The sequence below is a fragment of the Micromonospora sp. CNZ303 genome (assembly GCF_004345505.1).
Genome location: NZ_SLVT01000001.1, coordinates 250,562 through 269,482, shown reverse-complemented (window position 1 = coordinate 269,482; position 18,921 = coordinate 250,562). Strand labels below are relative to the sequence as shown.

Annotated in this window: 16 protein-coding genes and 2 pseudogenes; 7 read left to right on the top strand and 11 right to left on the bottom strand. The window is 74.5% G+C overall.

Going from position 1 to position 18,921, the window contains the following annotated elements; genetic code table 11:
• Entirely contained in the window at nt 1-747 is a 747-nt protein-coding gene (locus EV374_RS01375) for an ABC transporter ATP-binding protein (RefSeq protein ID WP_132230936.1), read from the top strand.
• A 30-nt stretch (nt 748-777) separates the two neighbouring features.
• Here EV374_RS01375 and glmM read toward each other — a convergent pair whose 3' ends face one another.
• The 7 genes from glmM to EV374_RS01340 form a co-directional block, all read right to left on the bottom strand.
• Nucleotides 778-2,133 carry a phosphoglucosamine mutase gene (glmM, locus tag EV374_RS01370; protein WP_132230935.1) on the bottom strand — a complete coding sequence of 452 codons (1,356 nt, stop codon included), beginning with the start codon at nt 2,131-2,133 and terminating at the stop codon, nt 778-780.
• Between the two features lie 110 nt (nt 2,134-2,243).
• A complete protein-coding gene (gene rpsI / locus EV374_RS01365) occupies nt 2,244-2,711 on the bottom strand; it encodes a 30S ribosomal protein S9 (RefSeq protein ID WP_121399850.1) in 468 nt (155 codons plus the stop codon).
• A 20-nt stretch (nt 2,712-2,731) separates the two neighbouring features.
• A complete protein-coding gene (rplM, locus tag EV374_RS01360; RefSeq protein ID WP_088998398.1) occupies nt 2,732-3,175 on the bottom strand; it encodes a 50S ribosomal protein L13 in 444 nt (147 codons plus the stop codon).
• Nucleotides 3,176-3,367: 192 nt separating this feature from the next.
• On the bottom strand, nt 3,368-4,753 hold the full coding sequence (locus EV374_RS01355) for an MFS transporter (RefSeq protein ID WP_132230934.1): 1,386 nt from the start codon (nt 4,751-4,753) through the stop codon (nt 3,368-3,370).
• 125 nt (nt 4,754-4,878) lie between these two features.
• A complete protein-coding gene (locus tag EV374_RS01350; RefSeq protein WP_207913792.1) occupies nt 4,879-5,184 on the bottom strand; it encodes a hypothetical protein in 306 nt (101 codons plus the stop codon).
• Nucleotides 5,162-5,419, bottom strand: a complete 258-nt coding sequence (locus EV374_RS01345; RefSeq protein WP_132230932.1) for a DUF6364 family protein — start codon at nt 5,417-5,419, stop codon at nt 5,162-5,164. Before EV374_RS01345 ends, EV374_RS01350 begins: the two co-directional genes overlap by 23 nt.
• Before the next feature lie 96 nt (nt 5,420-5,515).
• Nucleotides 5,516-6,232 (bottom strand): class I SAM-dependent methyltransferase, encoded by a 717-nt coding sequence (locus EV374_RS01340; RefSeq protein ID WP_132230931.1) that lies wholly within the window; start codon nt 6,230-6,232, stop codon nt 5,516-5,518.
• Between the two features lie 145 nt (nt 6,233-6,377).
• On the opposite strand from EV374_RS01340, the pseudogene EV374_RS01335 reads away from it, so the two are divergent.
• The 6 genes and pseudogenes from EV374_RS01335 to EV374_RS01315 form a co-directional block, all read left to right on the top strand.
• A pseudogene (locus tag EV374_RS01335) lies at nt 6,378-7,875 on the top strand (molybdopterin oxidoreductase family protein); the annotation flags it as partial.
• A gap of 83 nt (nt 7,876-7,958) precedes the next feature.
• Nucleotides 7,959-8,558: pseudogene (locus tag EV374_RS33160) on the top strand (molybdopterin oxidoreductase family protein); the annotation flags it as partial.
• The gene (locus tag EV374_RS01330; RefSeq protein WP_132230929.1) at nt 8,555-9,994 is read left to right on the top strand and encodes an FAD-dependent oxidoreductase; all 1,440 of its coding nucleotides are present in this window, start codon (nt 8,555-8,557) and stop codon (nt 9,992-9,994) included. The pseudogene EV374_RS33160 and the gene EV374_RS01330, both read left to right, overlap by 4 nt.
• Nucleotides 9,995-10,070: 76 nt before the next feature.
• The gene (nirB, locus tag EV374_RS01325; RefSeq protein ID WP_132230928.1) at nt 10,071-12,596 is read left to right on the top strand and encodes a nitrite reductase large subunit NirB; all 2,526 of its coding nucleotides are present in this window, start codon (nt 10,071-10,073) and stop codon (nt 12,594-12,596) included.
• A gap of 46 nt (nt 12,597-12,642) precedes the next feature.
• Nucleotides 12,643-12,987, top strand: a complete 345-nt coding sequence (nirD, locus tag EV374_RS01320; RefSeq protein WP_132231329.1) for a nitrite reductase small subunit NirD — start codon at nt 12,643-12,645, stop codon at nt 12,985-12,987.
• Nucleotides 12,988-14,076, top strand: a complete 1,089-nt coding sequence (locus tag EV374_RS01315) for a uroporphyrinogen-III synthase (RefSeq protein WP_132230927.1) — start codon at nt 12,988-12,990, stop codon at nt 14,074-14,076. It begins immediately after the preceding gene.
• 28 nt (nt 14,077-14,104) lie between these two features.
• Here EV374_RS01315 and EV374_RS01310 read toward each other — a convergent pair whose 3' ends face one another.
• The 4 genes from EV374_RS01310 to EV374_RS01295 all read right to left on the bottom strand — a co-directional run bounded on the left by EV374_RS01310 (nt 14,105) and on the right by EV374_RS01295 (nt 18,758).
• Nucleotides 14,105-14,728 carry a GTP-binding protein gene (locus EV374_RS01310; protein ID WP_088998389.1) on the bottom strand — a complete coding sequence of 208 codons (624 nt, stop codon included), beginning with the start codon at nt 14,726-14,728 and terminating at the stop codon, nt 14,105-14,107.
• On the bottom strand, nt 14,709-15,074 hold the full coding sequence (locus EV374_RS01305; protein ID WP_088998388.1) for a DUF742 domain-containing protein: 366 nt from the start codon (nt 15,072-15,074) through the stop codon (nt 14,709-14,711). The genes EV374_RS01310 and EV374_RS01305 overlap by 20 nt, the downstream gene beginning before the upstream one ends.
• Nucleotides 15,075-15,162: 88 nt before the next feature.
• A complete protein-coding gene (locus EV374_RS01300; RefSeq protein WP_067359650.1) occupies nt 15,163-15,570 on the bottom strand; it encodes a roadblock/LC7 domain-containing protein in 408 nt (135 codons plus the stop codon).
• Entirely contained in the window at nt 15,567-18,758 is a 3,192-nt protein-coding gene (locus EV374_RS01295) for a sensor histidine kinase (RefSeq protein ID WP_132230926.1), read from the bottom strand. The genes EV374_RS01300 and EV374_RS01295 overlap by 4 nt, the downstream gene beginning before the upstream one ends.
• Nucleotides 18,759-18,921 lie beyond the last annotated feature (163 nt).

Below are 18,921 nucleotides of genomic sequence, written 5' to 3'. Positions count from 1 at the left end.
ATGGAGACGACGACGGGCAGCACGGTCCGCATCGCCGGGCTGGTCCGGCGCTTCGGGGCCGGCCCGCAGCAGGTGACGGCGGTCGACGACGTGTCCCTGGAGATCCCGGCCGGGGCGGTGGTGGCGCTGACCGGGCCCAGCGGCTCCGGGAAGTCGACGCTGCTGCACATGATCGGCGCGATCGAGCAGGTGGACGCCGGCACGATCACCGTGGACGAGCAGGAGATCACCGCGCTCGGCCGCTCGGCCCTGACCCGGTACCGGCAGCGGGTCGGCTTCGTCTTCCAGCGCTACCACCTGCTGCCCGCGCTCACCGTGCTGGACAACGTGGTCGTGCCGGTGCTGCCCCGCCGGGGGCGGGCCGACCATGCCGCCCGGGCCCGGGAGCTGCTCGACGCGGTCGGCCTCGCCGGGCGGGAGCGGGCCCTGCCGGCCCAGCTCTCCGGCGGCCAGCAGCAGCGGGTCGCGATCGCCCGGGCGCTGATGGGCTCCCCCGGGCTGCTGCTCGCCGACGAGCCGACCGGCAACCTCGACTCGACCACCGGCGGGCAGATCCTCGACCTGCTGCTGGACCTGCGCGACCGGCACGGCATGACCGTCCTGCTCGCCACCCACGAGCGGGCGGTGGCCGCCCGGTGCGACCGGCTGATCCGCCTCGGCGACGGGCGGATCGTCGAGGACGTGAACCTCACCGACGGCGAGGACCCGGCAGCCACCTTCCGGCGGGCCGCCGGCCTGCGCCTGTAGACCCGCCGGGGCCCGGGCCGATGCGAGAGGTCAGGCGGTCGGGCTGGCGGTGCGGACCTGCTCGGCGATGCGCTCGGCGACGCTGCGGGCGACCTGCTCGGTGGCCGCCTCGACCATGACGCGGACCAGCGGCTCGGTGCCGGACGGGCGCAGCAGCACCCGGCCGGTCTCGCCCAGCTCCGCCTCGGCCCGCTCGACCTCGGCCCGGACGGCGGGCGCGGCCGCGCCGACCGTACGGTCGCCGACGGGGACGTTGATCAGCACCTGCGGCAGCCTGGTCACCACGGCGGCCAGCTCCGCGAGGGACTTGCCGGTGGCGGCCAGCCGGGACATCAGGTGCAGCCCGGTCAGCACGCCGTCGCCCGTGGTGGCGTACGCGGGCATCACGATGTGCCCGCTCTGCTCGCCGCCCAGCGCGAGGCCGGACGCGCGCAGCTCCTCCAGCACGTACCGGTCGCCGACCTTGGTCTCCAGGAGGCGGATGCCCTGCGCGGACATGGCCAGCCGCAGGCCGAGGTTGCTCATCACCGTGGCGACCAGGGTGTCGTCGGTGAGCGTGCCGGCCTCCCGCATGGCGAGCGCGAGGATCGCCATCACCTGGTCGCCGTCGACCTCGTCGCCGTCGGCGGTCACCGCGACGCAGCGGTCGGCGTCGCCGTCGTGGGCGATGCCGAGGTGCGCGCCGTGCTCGACCACCGCGGCCCGCAGGGCCTCAAGGTGGTTGGAGCCGCACTCGTCGTTGATGTTGAGGCCGTCCGGCTCGGCGTAGATGGCGACGACCTCGGCCCCGGCCTCCCGGTACACCACAGGCGCCACCTCGGCCGCCGCGCCGTTGGCGCAGTCGACCACGACCTTGAGGCCGTCGAGGCGGTGCGGCAGGGTGCCGATCAGGTGCTGCACGTAGTGGTCCGCGCCGTCGAGCAGGTCGTGCACCCGGCCGACGCCGGCGCCGACCGGCCGCTCCCAGGCGGTGGTGGCGTTCGCCTCGACGGCCGCCTCGATCCGCATCTCGATGTCGTCCGGCAGCTTGTGCCCGCCGGCGGCGAAGAGCTTGATCCCGTTGTCGGGCATCGGGTTGTGCGAGGCGGAGAGCATCACGCCGAGGTCGGCCTTGGCCTCGGCGGTGAGGAACGCCACGGCCGGGGTGGGCAGCACGCCCACCCGGACCACGTTGGCGCCGGCGCTGGTGAGCCCGGCGACCACGGCCGCCTCCAGCATCTCGCCGCTGGCCCGGGTGTCCCGCCCGACCACGGCCAGCGGGGGATGGCTCCGGTCCGACTCGGCGAGCGTGTGGGCGGCGGCGACCGCCACCGCCAGCGCCAACTCAGGCGTGAGATCCGCGTTCGCCCGCCCGCGTACGCCGTCCGTGCCGAACAACCGGCCCATACCCGCCAACCTCCGATGAAACGGTCCAGGAAAGGCAAACGGCCGGGCCACCTCCCGTCGAGGGGAGGTGAACCCGGCCGTCCGTCAGAAGTACAACGCGCCGCTGATGATCAGCGCTTCGAGTACTGGGGAGCCTTACGGGCCTTCTTGAGGCCGTACTTCTTGCTTTCCTTGACCCGGGCGTCCCGGGTGAGGAAGCCGGCCTTCTTCAGCGCGGGACGGTCGTCCGGCTCGCTGACGATCAGGGCCCGGGCGATGGCCAGGCGCAGCGCGCCGGCCTGACCGGTGGTGCCGCCGCCACGCAGGTTGGCGATGACGTCGAAGGCCTCCGGCTTCTCGGCGGTGACCAGCGGGTCCTTGATCAGCTGCTGGTGCACCTTGCTCGGGAAGTAGGCCTCGAGGTCCCGGCCGTTGCACGTGATCTTGCCGCTGCCGGGGACGATGCGCACCCGGACGATGGCCTCCTTGCGCCGACCCACGGTCTGGATCGGGCGGTCACCACGCGGCGCGCGGGCGACGGGCGCCGGCGCCTCGGTGGCCTCCTCGGGGGCAACCTCGGTCTCGGTGATGTCGGTCATGCTGTTTCCTTCGCCCGCGCTCACTGCGCGATCTGCTTGATCTCGAACGGCACCGGCTGCTGCGCGCCGTGCGGGTGCTCGGCACCGGCGTAGACCTTCAGCTTCTTGATGAGCTGACGGCCGAGCTTGTTGTGCGGGAGCATGCCCTTGACGGCCAGCTCGATGGCCCGCTCGGGACGCTTGGTCAGCAGCTCGTCGTAGCCGACCTGCTTAAGACCGCCCGGGTAGCCGGAGTGGCGGTAGGCGACCTTGGTGTGACGCTTGTTGCCGGTCAGCGCGACCTTGCCCGCGTTCACGATGACGACGAAGTCGCCCGTGTCGACGTGCGGCGCGAAAGTCGGCTTGTGCTTGCCGCGCAGCAGCGTGGCGGCGTGGGTGGCCAGGCGGCCCAGCACGACATCAGAGGCGTCGATGACGTGCCACTGACGCTCGATCTCACCCGGCTTCGGGCTGTACGTACGCACAGGTATACCTTGTCTCGTCGTCGGTCTGGGGTCGCGCGCCGAGGTTACCGGGCGCGCACGAACGACCAAGCGTACCTCAGGCGGCACGCCTCTGGATGTCGTACAACAGCAGGCAACGATACCCGCCGCCCCGTCGGCAGGTCAAAACGGGGTACCGCCCCCGCCTGGCCCCCCGAGGATACATGGCGGCGGTCACACGCCGGTCAGCCGGCGCGGACCCGGCCGCAGGTAGGCCAGCCAGGTCACCCCGAAACAGAGCGCGTACGCGACGATGAAGGCGACGTACGCCGCGTCCGCGCTACCTCCCGTCAGGAACGACTGCCGGAAGGCGATGTTCACCAGCACCCCGCCGGAGGCCCCGACCGCCCCGGCGATGCCGATCACCGAGCCGGTCATCCGCCCGGCCCGACGCTGCGCCGCGACCGCCTCCCGCCGACCGGCGGCCACCTCCGCCGTCGCCCGGGCCCGGAAGATCGCCGGGATCATCTTGTAGGTCGAGCCGTTGCCGATTCCGGAGAAGACGAAGAGCGACAGGAAGCCGAGCAGGTAGAGCCCGAACGACCGCTCCCGGGCGGCGTGGAGCACCAACGAGGCGCCGGCCGCCATCGCGACGAAGTTCCAGAAGGTCACCCGGGCCCCGCCGAGGCGGTCGGCGAGGTGCCCGCCGACCGGCCGGATCAGCGAGCCGACCAGCGGGCCGAGGAAGGTGAGCCAGGCGGCGTCGACCGGGGTCGGGAAGCGCTCGGCGAACTGGAGCTGGAGAACCTGACCGAAGGCGAAGCAGAAGCCGATGAACGAGCCGAAGGTGCCGACGTAGAGCAGCGACATGATCCAGGTGTGCGGGTCGCGGGCCGCCTCACGCAGCGCGCCGGGCTCGTTGCGCGCCCCGGAGATGTCGTCCAACCCGCGCGCCGCGGCGAGCGCGGCCAGCACGATCAGCGGCAGGTAGACCGCCGGCACCAGCCGGGGGTACGCGGCCCCCGCCGTCGCCAGCACCGCCAGGCCGACCAGCTGCACCGCCGGCACGCCGAGGTTGCCGCCGCCGGCGTTGAGCCCGAGCGCCCGGCCCTTGAGCCGCTGCGGATAGAACAGGTTGATGTTCGCCATCGAGGAGGCGAAGTTGCCCCCACCCACGCCGGTCAGGCAGGCCAGCACCATCAGGGTGGAGTAGGAGACGCCCGGCTCCAGCAGCACCGTCATCGGCACGGCCGGGACGAGCAGCAGCAGCGCGCTGACGATCGTCCAGGTCCGCCCGCCGAAGCGCGCCACGGCCAGCGTGTAGGGCAGCCGCAGCGCCGCCCCGAGGGCAGCCGGCACGGCGGTGAGCAGGAACTTCCCCGCCGGGTCGATGCCGTACTCGGGGCCGAGGAAGAGCACCGTCACCGACCAGAGGCTCCACACCGAGAAGCCCACGTGCTCGGCGAAGATCGAGACCCGGAGGTTGCGGCGGGCGACCGGCGCCCCGGTCGTACGCCAGAACTCGGGGTCCTCGGGCCGCCAGTCGTCGATGCGGTGCCGGCGGCCGGCGACCGGCGCAACGGCCTCGGCCGGGGGTGTGGTGGGGGCCAGTGTGCTCACGGCGACTCCTCCTCGTCGGGTGCGACGTGGAGGAACGCTAGGAATCGGGCGTTACCCGACGGTGCCCGTCGCGGGTCGGGCGGGAAACGGAGACCGCACCGGGGGCGGATGCCGCCGGTGAGATGTCAGAGTTCCTGGAGGATGCGCAGCGCCCGGCCGACCCTGAGCATGGTCCCGGTGTCGGCGACGTCCACGCACTCGGTGAACCACTTCTTCATCGGCGAGGAGATCCGGTCGGGCATCACCACGTACGCGCCCATCGGCACCGCCAGGGGCGAGTCGCGCAGCAGCGCCTCCTCGACCACCTCGACGACGATCACGATCGGCACGTCGGTGGAGTTGTAGACGTCGGAGCTGACCACCAGTCCGAGCCGTTCCCGGGCGCCGTCGATGCGCCAGACCTCGCCCCTACGCAGCACGCGGGCGCCCACCGAAGAGCGCGTCGTCGACCATGCCCACCTCGCGGGCGTCAGCGAGAGCGGCGGCTTCGAGGTCGAGCCCGGCCCGGCCGACGGCGGCGGCGTGCGCGGTGAAGACCTCGCGCAGCGCCTTCTCCCGGGCCGCCTGGTCCATCCACGCCGACAGGGAGAGCCCTTCGCGCTTGGCGAACCGCCGGGCCTCCTCGATCGTCTCGTCCGAGAACGACAGGGTCACCTTGGCAGTCATGCCGTGGAGACTACCCAGCGGTATGACCGCCAGTCATCCCGCTCACCACCGACCGCCCAACCCGACATACCCACCGCCTCCCGCTGGGCGGGGTGGTCAGCCGGCAGGCTCGGCGTCGGGTCCACGCCGACCGCCGAACACGGCGAACCGCCACTGCTTGAAGAAGCAGTCGACGTCGACCAGGCCAGCCTCGGCCAGCCAGCGGCACTGCGCGGCGACCGGCGCCGGCCGGTCGTACGCCATCCGGCCCTCGGCCGCGGCGATCTCGTCGGCGTCGGAGCCCAGCGCCGCGACCTGCCCCAGCCACACCTCGTGGTACCGCCGGTCGAGCGCCGGGGTGGGGCCGGCGACCTGCTCGGCGTTGACGAAGACGCCGCCGGGGGCCAGCGCCGCCGGCACCCGCCGGTAGAGCGCGCGCTTGCCCGCGTCGTCGAGGTGGTGGATGGCCAGCGCGCTGACCACGGCGTCGTAGCGGCCGGCGGGCAACTCCCCCGCCAGGTCGGCCCGGACCGTCCGGTGCGCGACGCCGCGGGACCGCAGGTGGTCGGCGGCGACGGCGAGCATGGCCGGCGCGGCGTCGACCAGGGTCAGCCGGACCCCCGGCACCGCCGCCGCGAGCAGCAGCGACAGCAGCCCGGTGCCCGCGCCCAGGTCCAGCACCTCCGGGGTACGCCCCGAGGCGAGCGCCGCCCGCAGCGGCGGCGCGGCCACTTCGACGGCGGTGCCGTAGAAGGCGTCGAAGCAGGGCACCAGACGCCGGCGGGCCTCGTCGTAGCTGCCCGCCACCGCGTCGAAGGCCTCGGCCACGCTCATCGCGCCTCCCAAATATCAGGATAGTTTTCCCATATTGTAAACACGCGAGCCGGTCCGGTGCCCGCGTGCGGTGTGAACGGCTCTTGACAGGACCGAAACAGACGGGACCCGGACCGGAAACCGCCCGCCGGCACGCTTTGCCGACATGACAGACGGTGCACACGCGGCGACCGGACCGGGGCGGGCGCCCCGGGAGGTGGCGACGCACTGCCCGTACTGCGCTCTCCAGTGCGGGATGACGCTGCGCGAGGAGGCCGGCCGGGCGACGGTGCTGCCCCGGCAGTTCCCCACCAACCGGGGCGGCCTCTGCCAGAAGGGCTGGACCGCCGCCGAACTGCTCGACCACCCCGAGCGGCTGACCACCCCGCTGCTGCGCGACCAGGCCGGCGAGCTGCGCCCGGCGAGCTGGGCCGCCGCCCTCGACCGGGTCGTCACCGGCCTGCGCGCCGTCCAGCAGGGACACGGCCGCGACGCGGTCGCCGTCTTCGGCGGCGGCGGGCTAACCAACGAGAAGGCGTACGCGCTGGGGAAGTTCGCCCGCGTGGCACTGCGTACGAGGCACATCGACTACAACGGACGGTTCTGCATGTCCTCGGCGGCGGCTGCCGGGATGCGCGCCTTCGGCATCGACCGGGGGCTGCCGTTCCCGCTGGCCGACCTGGGCCGGGCCGACACGCTGCTGCTGGTCGGCGCGAACCCCGCGGAGACCATGCCCCCGCTGGTGCGCTGGCTGACCGCGCAGCGCGAACGCGGTGGTCGGCTGATCGTGGTCGACCCCCGGGTCACCGCCACCGCCCGCCAGGCCGACCTGCACCTGCAACCCCTGCCCGGCACCGACCTGGCGGTGGCCAACGCGCTGCTGCACGTCGCGCTCACCGAGGGTTGGGTCGACCGGGAGTACGTGGCCGCCCGTACCACCGGCTTCGAGGCGGTCCGTCGCGGCGTGGCCGGCTGGTGGCCGGCCCGCGCCGAGGCGCTCTCCGGGGTGCCGGTGGCCGACCTGGAGGCGACCGCCCGGGCCCTCGGCACCGCCGAACGCGTGATCATCCTGACCGCGCGGGGCGCCGAGCAGCACGCCAAGGGCGTCGACACCGTCACCGCCTTCGTCAACCTGGCGCTCGCCCTCGGGCTGCCCGGCCGCCCCGGCTCCGGCTACGGCTGCCTCACCGGGCAGGGCAACGGGCAGGGCGGGCGGGAGCACGGACAGAAGGCCGACCAGCTCCCCGGCTACCGCAAAATCGACGACCCGGCCGCCCGGGAGCACGTCGCCGGGGTCTGGGGGGTGCCGGCCGAGGACCTGCCCGGGCCGGGCGTGCCGGCGTACGAGCTGCTGGACTCGCTGGGCACGCCCGCCGGGCCGAAGGCGCTGCTGGTCTTCGGCTCCAACCCGGTGGTCTCCGCGCCCCGGGCCGCCCGGATCGAGGGCCGGCTGCGCGATCTCGACCTGCTGGTGGTCGCCGACTTCCTGCTCTCCGAGACCGCCGCGCTGGCCGACGTGGTGCTGCCCACCGCCCAGTGGGCCGAGGAGGACGGCACGATGACCAACCTGGAGGGCCGGGTGCTACGCCGCCGCGCACTGCGCCCGCCGCCGCCCGGCGTCCGTACCGACCTGGAGATCCTCGCCGACCTCACCGCCCGCCTCCAGGCGCAAGGAAGGGAACCTTCCTATACAGAATCCGATATGAAGGTGCCCTTCCTTACACCTCCCGGGCGGGGTGGGGCGGACGCCAGCGACCCGCGGGTCGTGTTCGCGGAGCTGCGGCGGGCCTCGGCCGGTGGGATCGCCGACTACGCGGGGGTGAGCTGGGAGCGGATCGACGAACGCGACGGGGTGTTCTGGCCCTGCCCGGCCGAGGACGGCCCGGACACCCCCCGGCTCTTCGCCGACCGCTTCCCCACCCCCGACGGGCGGGCCCGGTTCCACGCGGTGGAGCACCGGCCGGCGGTCGAGGAGGTGTGCGCCGAGTACCCGCTGCACTTCACCACCGGCCGGGTGCTCGCGCAGTACCAGTCGGGCACGCAGACCCGCCGGGTCGCCGCGCTGCGCCGGGCCGCCCCGGACGCGTTCGTCGAGCTGCACCCCGATCTCGGCGCGCGGCTGGGCGTCGACGACGGCGAGCCGGTGCGGGTGGTCTCCCGCCGGGGCGAGTTCTGCGCGCCCGCCCGGTTCAGCACCGCGATCCGGCCGGACACCGTCTTCGCGCCGTTCCACTGGGGCGGCGCCGCGCGGGCCAACTCGGTCACCAACGACGCCGTCGACCCGGTCTCCGGGATGCCGGAGTTCAAGATCTGCGCCGTCCGGCTGGAGAGGGTGGACGAACCATGAGCGAGCGCGTGGTGATCGTCGGGAACGGGATGGCCGGTTCGCGGCTGGCCGGCGAGCTGCACGCCCGGGGCGGGGGCCGGAAGGTCACCGTGCTCGGCGCGGAGCAGCACCGGGCGTACAACCGGATCATGCTCTCCACCCTGCTGGCGGGCAAGATCGGCGAGCCGGACGTGGAGCTGGCCGAGGCCGCCGGGCAGGGCGTCGACCTGCGTACGGGGGTGACGGTCACCGCCATCGACCGCGCCACCGGCACGGTCCGCACCGACGACGGCGACCGCATCGCGTACGACCATCTGGTGCTCGCCACCGGCAGCCGGGCCGTGGTGCCGCCGCTGCCCGGGCTGGACGGGCCCGGGCTGCCGGAGCGGGTGGTGCCGTTCCGCACGCTGGACGACTGCCGGCGGATCCTCGCCGTGGCCGGCGGCGCGCGCAGCGCCCTGGTGCTCGGCGGCGGGCTGCTCGGGCTGGAGGCGGCCCGCGGGCTCGCCGCCCGGGGCCTCGACGTGGGCGTGGTGCACCCGGTGCCGTACCTGATGGAGCGGCAGCTCGACCCGGCCGGCGCGGCCGTCCTGGCCGGCACGCTCGCGGGCCTCGGGGTGACCACCCACCTGGCCGTCGCGGCCACCGGGGTGGTCGCGGACGCCGACGGGGTACGCCTCGACCTGGCCGACGGCCGCTCGCTCACCGCCGACCTGCTGGTCCTCTCCTGCGGGGTACGCCCCGACACCGCCCTCGCCCGCGCGGCCGGGCTGGCCGTGGAGCGGGGTGTGCTGGTCGACGACCGGCTGCGCACCGGCGACCCGCGGATCTCGGCGGTCGGCGACTGCGCCCAGCACGACGGCAACCTCACCGGGCTGGTCGCCCCGGCGTGGGCGCAGGCCCGGGTGGTGGCGCAGGTGCTCACCGGGGAGGACCCGCAGGCCCGCTACCGGCCCCGGCCGGCGGTGACCCGGCTCAAGGCGGCCGGCATCGACCTCGCCGCCATGGGTGACCCGGGCGACGGCGGGGCCGGCGAGGAGCTGACCTTCGCCGACCCGTCCCGGGGCACGTACGCCCGGCTGCGCATCCACGACGAGCGGCTGACCGCCGCGATCCTGCTCGGCGACAACCCGGCGGTCGGCACGGTCATCCAGCTCTTCGACCGGGGCCAGCCGGTGCCGGCCGACCGGCGCTCGCTGCTGCTCGGCCGGGCGTTCGGCGCGGCGGCATCGGCGCCGGCCGCGACGCCGGCGCTGATGCCGGACGCGGCGACCGTCTGCCAGTGCAACGACGTCAGCAAGGGAGCGCTGGTGGGCTGCTGGCGTGCCGGGGCCCGGACCGTCGACGCCGTGGTCGACGCGACCCGGGCCGGCACCGGGTGCGGCGGCTGCCGGGACGCGGTCGCCGGCATCGTCGGCTGGCTGTCCGAGGTGGATTCGGCGGAGGTGGGGTCATGAGCGAGCAAAGCGAGCGAATCATCAGGCTCAGTGCGGTGAAGCCTCATGGCGGCACGCAGCGGAGCGGAGTGCCGTCATGAGCGAGCGAATCAGCAGGCTGGTGGTCGTCGGCAACGGCATGGTGGGGCAGCGCTTCGTCGACGCGCTGCGCGCCCGTGACCCCGGGGGGCGGTGGCGGGTCACCGTGCTCGCCGAGGAGAGCCGCCCGGCGTACGACCGGGTGCGGCTCTCGGCGTTCTTCGACGGCGTGGGCGCCGAGGAGCTGAACCTGCACACCCCCGACGACGGGGTGGAGCTGCGCCTGGGCGAGCCGGCGACGGCGATCGACCGGGAGCGGCGGCTGGTACGCACCGCGACCGGCGAGCACCCGTACGACGCGCTGGTGCTGGCCACCGGCTCGTCCGCGTTCGTGCCGCCGGTGGCCGGCGCGTCCCTGCCCGGGGTGTTCGTCTACCGGACGCTGGACGACCTGGAGGCGATCCGGGAGCACGCGCGCGGCCGGCGCACCGGGGCGGTGATCGGCGGCGGGCTGCTCGGACTGGAGGCGGCGAACGCGCTGCGGCTGCTCGGGCTGGACACCAGCGTGGTGGAGTTCGCGCCCCGGCTGATGCCCGTGCAGGTGGACACGGCCGGTGGCGCAATGCTCCGCCGGTACGTCGACGAGCTGGGCGTCGCCACCCGCCTGGGCGTGGCCACCACCGCCGTCCGACCCGGCCCGGACGGCACGGTCGCCGGGCTGGAACTGGCGGACGGGACCGTGCTCGACGCCGACCTGGTGGTGGTCGCGGCGGGCATCCGGCCCCGCGACGAGTTGGCCCGGGCGGCCGGGCTCGCCCTGGGACCGCGCGGCGGCGTGCTGGTCGACGGCGCCTGCCGTACCGCCGACGAGCGGATCTGGGCGGTCGGCGAGTGCGCGGCGGTCGACGGCGTCTGCCACGGCCTGGTCGCCCCCGGGTACGCCATGGCCGAGGTCGTCGCCGACCGGCTGGTCGGCGGAGCGGCCACCTTCCCCGGCGCGGACACCGCCACCAAGCTGAAGCTGCTCGGCGTGGACGTGGCCTCGTTCGGCGACGCGCACGGCACGACGCCGGGCTGCCTCGACGTGACGTTCACCGACCCGGCCACCCGGGTCTACGCCAAGCTGGTCCTCTCCGACGACGCGCAGACCCTGCTCGGCGGGGTGCTGGTCGGCGACGCGAGCGCGTACCCGACGCTGCGGGCCAGCGTCGGCGGCCCGCTGCCCGCGCCGCCGCTGGCGCTGCTCGCCCCCGAGGGCGCGGCGGGCGCGGGCGCCGGCGCGCTGCCCGCCACCGCGCAGGTCTGTTCCTGCAACGCGGTGACCCGCGCCGACATCGACACGGCGATCGCCGGCGGCTGCGCGGACGTGCCGGCGCTGAAGGCGTGCACCCGGGCGGGGACGAGCTGCGGCTCCTGCGTGCCGATGCTCAAGCAGCTCCTCGACGCGGCCGGGGTGCGGCAGTCCACGGCGCTCTGCGAGCACTTCGACGCCAGCCGGCAGGAACTCTTCGACATCGTGCGCGTACGCGGCATCCGCACCTTCTCGCAGCTCGTCGCCGAGCACGGGCGGGGCCGCGGCTGCGACATCTGCAAGCCGGTGGTCGCCTCGATCCTCGCCTCCCTCGGCACCGGCCACGTGCTGGACGGGGAGCAGGCGTCGTTGCAGGACACCAACGACCACTTCCTGGCCAACCTGCAACGCGACGGCAGCTACTCCGTGGTGCCCCGGATACCCGGCGGCGAGATCACCCCGGAGAAGCTCATCGTGATCGGCGAGGTGGCCCGGGACTTCCAGCTCTACACGAAGATCACCGGCGGGCAGCGGATCGACCTGTTCGGGGCCCGGGTCGACCAGCTTCCGCAGATCTGGCGCCGGCTGGTCGACGCCGGCTTCGAGTCCGGCCACGCGTACGGCAAGGCGCTGCGCACGGTGAAGTCCTGCGTCGGCGAGACCTGGTGCCGGTACGGGGTGCAGGACTCGGTCGGGCTGGCCGTCGCCCTGGAGCTGCGCTACCGGGGACTGCGCGGTCCTCACAAGATCAAGTCGGCGGTGTCGGGCTGCGCCCGCGAGTGCGCCGAGGCACGCAGCAAGGACTTCGGCATCATCGCCACCGAGACCGGCTGGAACCTCTACGTCGGCGGCAACGGCGGCTTCCGGCCCCGGCACGCCGACCTCTTCGCCACCGACCTGTCGACGGAGGCACTGGTCCAGCTCATCGACAGGTTCCTGATGTACTACATCCGCACCGCCGACCGGCTGCAACGCACCGCCGCCTGGATCGAGGCGATGGAGGGCGGGCTCGACCACCTCCGCGCGGTGATCGTGGACGACTCCCTCGGCCTGTGCGCCGAACTCGACGCCGCGATGGCCCGGCACGTCGACTCCTACTCCGACGAGTGGCGCGACGTGCTGGAGGACCCGGTCCGGCTGCGCCGGTTCGACTCCTTCGTCAACGCCCCCGGGGTGCCCGACCCGTCCATCACGTTCGCGCGCGAACGGGGCCAGCCGGTCCCGGTGGGCCCCGCGCAGGCCGGCGAGGGCCGGCAGCCGGTCACGCTGGGCATGCCGGAGGTGCGGCGATGACCACCACGACGCCCCGACTGCCGGAGGTACGGCAATGACGATCACGATGCCCAACCCGACGCGCACCTGGACGCCGGTCTGCCCGCTCGACCGGCTGGAGCCCGACCGGGGCGTCGCCGCGCTCGTCGACGGCGTGCAGGTGGCCCTCTTCCGCACCGCCGACGGGCTGTTCGCCCTCGACAACCGCGACCCGGTCACCGGGGCGTACGTGCTGTCGCGGGGGATCGTCGGCAGCCGGGGCGGGGTGCCGACGGTCGCCTCGCCCCTGCACAAGCAGGTGTACGACCTGCGCACCGGGGTCTGCCTGGACCTGCCCGGCGTCGTCGCGCCCCGGCACGACGTGCGCTGCCGGGACGGCCTGGTCGAGGTGCGGCTGCGACAGGAGGAGTGAATGCGCGACGAACTGGCGGGCTTCACCATCGGGGTGACCGCCGACCGCCGGCGGGACGAACTCGCCGCGCTGCTCCAGCGGCGCGGCGCCCGGGTGGTGATCGCCCCGGCCCTGCGGATCGTGCCGCTGGCCGACGACACCGACCTGCGGGAGGCCACCCGGGCCTGCCTGGACCGGCCGCCGGACGTCCTGATGGCCAACACCGGCATCGGCATGCGCGGCTGGTTGGAGGCGGCCGAGGGCTGGGGGCTGGCCGAGCCGCTGCGCGCCGTGCTGGCCGACGCGTACGTGGTGGCCCGGGGACCCAAGGCGCGCGGGGCCATCCGGGCCGCCGGCCTGCACGACCAGTGGTCACCCGACTCGGAGAGCTGCGACGAGGTGATCGAGCACCTGTGCCGGCGCGGCGTGGCCGGGCAGGTCGTCGCCATGCAACTGCACGGCGAGCGGCAGCCCGAGTGCACGCTGGCGCTGGAGGCGGCCGGCGCCACCGTCATCGAGGTGCCCGTCTACCGCTGGGCGCCGCCGACCGACCCGGCCCCGCTGCACCGGCTGATCGACCTGGTCGCCGGCCGGCTGGTCGACGCGGTCACCTTCACCTCCGCCCCGGCGGCCGAGGCGCTGCTGCGCGCCGCCGGGGACCGCTCCGAGGCGGTGCTCGCCGCGTTCCGGGGTGACGTGCTCGCCAGTTGCGTGGGCGCGGTCACCGCGGAGCCGCTGCTGCGGCGCGGGGTGCCGGTGAGCGCGCCGGCACGGGCCCGGCTGGGCGCCCTGGTGCGGACCATCGTCGACGAACTGCCGCGCCGGACGGTCACCCTGAAGGTGGCCGGTCACCTGCTCACGCTGCGCGGGCACGCCGCCGTGGTCGACGGCGAACTGCGTCCGCTCGCGCCGGCGCCGATGGCGGTGCTGCGGGCGCTGTGCGGCTCGCCGGGTCGGGTGCTGTCCCGGACCGCCCTGCTGCGTACGCTGCCGCGCGGCGCCGACGAGCACGCCGTGGAGATGGCGGTGGCCCGGCTGCGCGCCGGGTTGCGCGCGCCCCGGGTGGTGCAGACGGTCGTCAAGCGCGGCTACCGCCTCCGGGTCGACTGACGCGGCCCGGAGGCGGGAGCCGTCCCGATCAGCCGACCGGCGCCGGGTAGCCCCGGCCGTGCTCGGCCTCGAGGCGGAGCATGGCGTGCTCCACGACGGTCACCAGCACCTGCTTGACCGCGTCCCGGTGCCGGGCGTCGGTCAGCACCAGCGGCACGTCCGGCGAGATGGCCAGCGCCTCGCGGACCTCCTCCAGCTCGTACTGCGGCGCGCCGTCGAAGCGGTTCAACGCCACGACGTACGGCAGCCGGCGGTTCTCGAAGTAGTCCAGCGGCGCGAAGGCGTCGGTGATCCGACGGGTGTCCACCAGCACGGCCGCCCCCACGGCGCCCTTGATGATCTCGTCCCACATGAACCAGAACCGGGTCTGGCCGGGCGTGCCGAAGAGGTACAGGATCAGGTCCTCGGCCATGGTGATCCGGCCGAAGTCCATGGCGACCGTGGTGGTCTGCTTCCCCGGCACCTTGGACGGGTCGTCGATGCCGACACCGGCCGCGGTCATCACCGCCTCGGTTCTCAGCGGGGTGATCTCCGAGATCGCGCCGACCAGGGTCGTCTTGCCCACGCCGAAGCCACCCGCGACCACGATCTTCGCGGAGATGATTCCCCGGTTTCGGCGGGCCCCGGCGGGGTCATAGCCTGCGAAGTCCACTTAGCACCCTTCCAAGGATTTCCATCCGCTCCTCGAACCCCTCGGCGGGAGCGGCAGTGTGTAGCGTCAGCAGGCTCTCGGCCACCATGTCGGCGACCAGCACCCGGGTGACGCCCAGCGGCATCCGGGTGTACGCGGAGATCTCGGCCAGCGACTGCGCCCGGCCCTCACAAACGGTGGCGATGCGGTGCTTGTCGTGCCCCGCGAAGCGGGCCTCCGCAGCCTGGGTCGCGCTGGCCGTCAGGACCGCCTCCAAGGCGATGTCCATCCGGGCCTCGGTCCGGCCGCGGGTGACCGCGTACGGCCGTACCAGCGCACCACGTGGGTCCACGCGCCGTTGGTCCATCGACGATCACCTCCTCTCCCGGCCGGGCCCCTGGTCGGGCACCGGATCCTCTCGTTCCTGGCGACGCACGGTCCGCGCGTCGCGCCCGCTAGGACCGCACCGCGTCCCGGGGCAGCGGCACCAGCGCCGCACCCACGCGCTCGACCAGCAGCGCCATCTCGTAACCCACCTGACCGACGTCGCAGCTGCGGGCCGCCAGCACGGCCATCGACGAACCGTCGCTGATCGACATCAGGAACAGGTAGCCGCTGTCCATCTCGATGACCGTCTGGAGCACACCGCCGGCGCTGAACATCCGGGCGGCGCCCTCGGTCAGGCTGACCACGCCCGAGGTGATCGCCGCGAGCTGGTCCGCCCGGTCCGCGGGCAGGTCCCGCGAGGAGGCGAGCAGCAGCCCGTCGGCGGACACCGCCACCACGTGGGCGATCCCCGCCACGCTGTCGGCGAAGTTGGTGAGCAACCAACTCATGTCCTGCATGGCCGCTGGCCTGTTCATCGACTCGTCTCCTTGGTCGAGGTGCTGTCCTGGTCCGTTCCGGCCGCCCGGCCGCGCTGCACGCCGCGGTGGTAGGCCGACAACAGGCCCCGAACTTCGTCCGGGGTACGCCGGCTGCGGTCGCGGCCGCTCCGGGGTTCGATCCCGCCGGGCACGAGCTGTGCCTGCGGCTGCCGCTTGGGCAGCCCCGAGCGGGTGGTGCCGGCGGTGGCGGGGGCCGCCGCCCGACTGGCCCGGGACCAGCCCTCGTCGGCCGCCGTGCGCCAGGCGTCCGTGTCGGACGCGGGCGCCGCCGGGGGCGGGTCCGCGACCGGCGCGGCGGGGGGCGCCGCGGGAGGCGCGGCGGGGGGTGTGTCCGGCGTGGCGGGTCGCGCCGCGGCCGGCGGGGTGTACGCCGGCGGTGCCGGCTGCACGGGCAGCGGAGCGGTGTCGGTGCTGCCCGGCGTACGCGTGGGCAGTCGGGGCGCGCGCGGCTGCGCCGGTGCCGGCTGGGCGGCGGCCGGCGTCCCGGCGGCGGGTGCGGCGGGTGCTGCGGCGCTGGGCGCCCCGGCGGCCTGCTGGGCCGCGGCCGACTGGCTGAAGTCGGGGCGGGTGAAGATGGCCGTGGCGTCGTTACCGTGCGACCGGAACCACACCGCCTCCATCTCCCGGAAGATCGGCGCCTCGGCCGGCAGTTCGGCGCGCGGGGTGATCGGCGCGGCGGGGGCGGGAGCGGGCGAGGCCGTGGCGGCCAGGCCGGCCCCGAGGCCGCGGCCGGCGCCCGGGTCGGTGCCGAAGCCGGTTTCCCGGGCGGAGCCGGCGAACCCCGCCGACAGCCCGGTGGCCGGCGAGCCGGCGATCGGGCCGACCGGCAGCGCCGGCGCGCCCGGCGCTTGCGCGTCCCCGCCGGGGACGCGCTTGGGCAGCGCGTCGACCGTGGGGTACGCGACGGTCGGCGTACCGACCGAGGGGCCTCCGCCGGCGAAGGCCGGCCGGGCCGGGGGTGCCGCCGGGGGCGGCGACGTCAGGCCGCCGGCCTGCACCGGGGCCGCGGTGTCCCGCGCCTGCTCCGGGGCCTGCCACGGCGTCGGGGCGGCGGACCGCCACTGGTCGGTGAGGGTGGCCGAGGCGGTACGCCCCGCGCCGGCCGGCTCGCCGAGGCCGGCCGGGGTGAGCGGGTTCTGCTCGACCGCGAGCGGCTGCCGGGGCCGGGTGATCTGCTGGTCCCGGCTGTGCACGGGCGGCAGCACCACCGTCGCGGCGGGAAGCGTCACCTGGGCGACGGTGCCGCCCTCCACGTTGCGGCGCAGCTCCACGCGGATGCCGTAGCGGGAGGCCAGCCGGCTGACCACGGCCAGACCCATCAGCCGGAACGCCGCGACGTCGACGCTCGGCGGGGCGGCCAGTCGCCGGTTGAGCGAGTCGAGCTGGTCGTCGGTCAGGCCGAGGCCCCGGTCCTCGACCTGGATCAGGACGTAGTCCCGGATCCGCCGGCCGTCGGCGACCACGGTGGTGGTGGGCGGCGAGAAGCGGGTGGCGTTGTCGAGCAGCTCGGCGACGAGCCGCACCACGTCGTTGACCGCGTGCGCCGCCACCGAGATGTCGGTGTCGACGGTGCCGAACTCGATCCGGTTGTAGAGCTCCACCTCGGACTGCGCGGCCCGCAGCACGTCCACCAGAAGGGCGTCGTCGCGGCGCGGCACGGCCGAGTCGGCGCCGGCCAGGACGAGCAGGTTCTCGTCGTTGCGGCGCATCCGGGTGGCGAGGTGGTCCAGCTCGAAGAGCTGCGCGAGCCGCTTCGGGTCCTCCTCGCCGCGCTCGATCGCGTCCAGCTCGCCGATCATGCGGTCGACCAGGGTCTGACTGCGGCGGGCCAGGTTGAGGAACATCGCCGAGACGCTGGTACGCAGCGCGGCCTGCTCGGCCGCCACCCGGACCGCCTCGCGGTGCACGACGTTGAAGGCGAGCGCGACCTGGCCCACCTCGTCGCGGTTGTTGAGCTTGATCGGGTCGCGTACCTGCCGGACGATCTCCTCGACGCCGCCGTCGCCGACGTTGCCGACGTTCTGCAGCCGCTTGACCGCGTCCGGCAGGTCGTGGTTCGCCACCGAGAGGGCGCCCTCCCGCAGCCGGCGCAGCGAGTGGTTGAGCGAGCGGGCCAGCACCACGGCGAGGGTCACCGCGACGATGAGGGTCAGCAGCACCAGCCCCGTCTCGATGAAGGCCTGCCGGACGACGTCCGACTGGGCCTGGTCGGCCTGGCTGAGCAGCCGCTCCTGGAGCCGGATCTCGGCCCACCGCATGAGGTCGTTGACCGCGCCGATGGCGGCGGTGGCGTCCTGGGCGGTCACCGGCGCGGCCTGCCCGACCGAGCGGGTGATGTCGGCGGCCACCCGGTCGGCGAGGGTCACCGCGTCGCCGGAGACCGTGCTGTCGACGAGGGCACGCTGGGTCGGGTCGGCGGCCAGGGAGAAGGCGACCAGCGCCTCCTGCTGGCTGGTCAACGTGGCCACGAAGGAGGAGAACTGCTCCTCGTCGAGCTGGCGCGAGAGCAGGGCGGTGTAGACGACCGACTGCTCCTCGGCGACGGCCGCCTTGGCGCGGGCGAACGCGGCGACCGCGCGCCGGGCGTCCGCGAGCCGCTCGTCACCGGGCAGCTGGGCCAGCCCGTCGCCGTACGCGACCAGGTCCGTGATGATGATCCCGTAGCGCAGCGCCGCCTCGGCGACCGCCATCTGCTGGCGGTCCAGCACCTTTTGCCGGGTGCTGGCGAGCGTCTCCAGGTGCTCGTCGATGGTCGCCAGCCGCTCCCGTACGGCGGCCGGCACCTCGCCGACCCGTCCGCGCTCCGCCCGGTACTCCTCGACCCGCTCGTCGGTGCTGCGCACCCGCAGGTTGTAGGCGTCGGCCTTCTGCTGCGGCGTCGACAGGAAGGCGGCGGCGGCCATCCGCTCGGCGTGCACGTCCTGCGTCAGCGCGGAGACGTCGATGGAGAGCGCCGTCAGCGCCCGGGCCTGGTTGGCGTCGAAGGTGTTCTCACCGATGGTGACGAGTCGGACCGTGGCCAACGCGAGCACCGCGGCGACCGGCACGACCAGGATCAGGGCGAGCTTGGAGCGGATCCGCACGTCGCGGAGCCTGGGCAGCCGACGCCGCTTGGGCTGTTCGGTGTCGCCACTCGCGGGCAGGGTCGTCGGTCCGGTGCTCACGACATCGCCTCCGTCGTTTCTTCCACGCCTGCCCCGCCGACTCGCGCCCGGTGCAGCGGACTGCGCCACACGCGGCACGGCCGCGATTTCATCAGAACTGATCCTGTTTGGGAAGTCGCGACGGGGTAGGAAACGGTCTGAGGGCTCGCATCCCGTGATCCGG

Excerpts from the sequence above, each read along its gene's own strand:
- EV374_RS01375 (WP_132230936.1), top strand. The coding sequence starts at position 1 with ATGGAGACGACGACGGGCAGCACGGTCCGCATCGCCGGGCTGGTCCGG.
- glmM (WP_132230935.1), bottom strand. The coding sequence starts at position 2,133 with ATGGGCCGGTTGTTCGGCACGGACGGCGTACGCGGGCGGGCGAACGCG.
- rpsI (WP_121399850.1), bottom strand. The coding sequence starts at position 2,711 with ATGACCGACATCACCGAGACCGAGGTTGCCCCCGAGGAGGCCACCGAG.
- EV374_RS01345 (WP_132230932.1), bottom strand. The coding sequence starts at position 5,419 with ATGACTGCCAAGGTGACCCTGTCGTTCTCGGACGAGACGATCGAGGAG.
- EV374_RS01340 (WP_132230931.1), bottom strand. The coding sequence starts at position 6,232 with ATGAGCGTGGCCGAGGCCTTCGACGCGGTGGCGGGCAGCTACGACGAG.
- EV374_RS01330 (WP_132230929.1), top strand. The coding sequence starts at position 8,555 with ATGAGCGAGCGCGTGGTGATCGTCGGGAACGGGATGGCCGGTTCGCGG.
- nirB (WP_132230928.1), top strand. The coding sequence starts at position 10,071 with ATGAGCGAGCGAATCAGCAGGCTGGTGGTCGTCGGCAACGGCATGGTG.
- nirD (WP_132231329.1), top strand. The coding sequence starts at position 12,643 with ATGCCCAACCCGACGCGCACCTGGACGCCGGTCTGCCCGCTCGACCGG.
- EV374_RS01315 (WP_132230927.1), top strand. The coding sequence starts at position 12,988 with ATGCGCGACGAACTGGCGGGCTTCACCATCGGGGTGACCGCCGACCGC.
- EV374_RS01305 (WP_088998388.1), bottom strand. The coding sequence starts at position 15,074 with ATGGACCAACGGCGCGTGGACCCACGTGGTGCGCTGGTACGGCCGTAC.
- EV374_RS01300 (WP_067359650.1), bottom strand. The coding sequence starts at position 15,570 with ATGAACAGGCCAGCGGCCATGCAGGACATGAGTTGGTTGCTCACCAAC.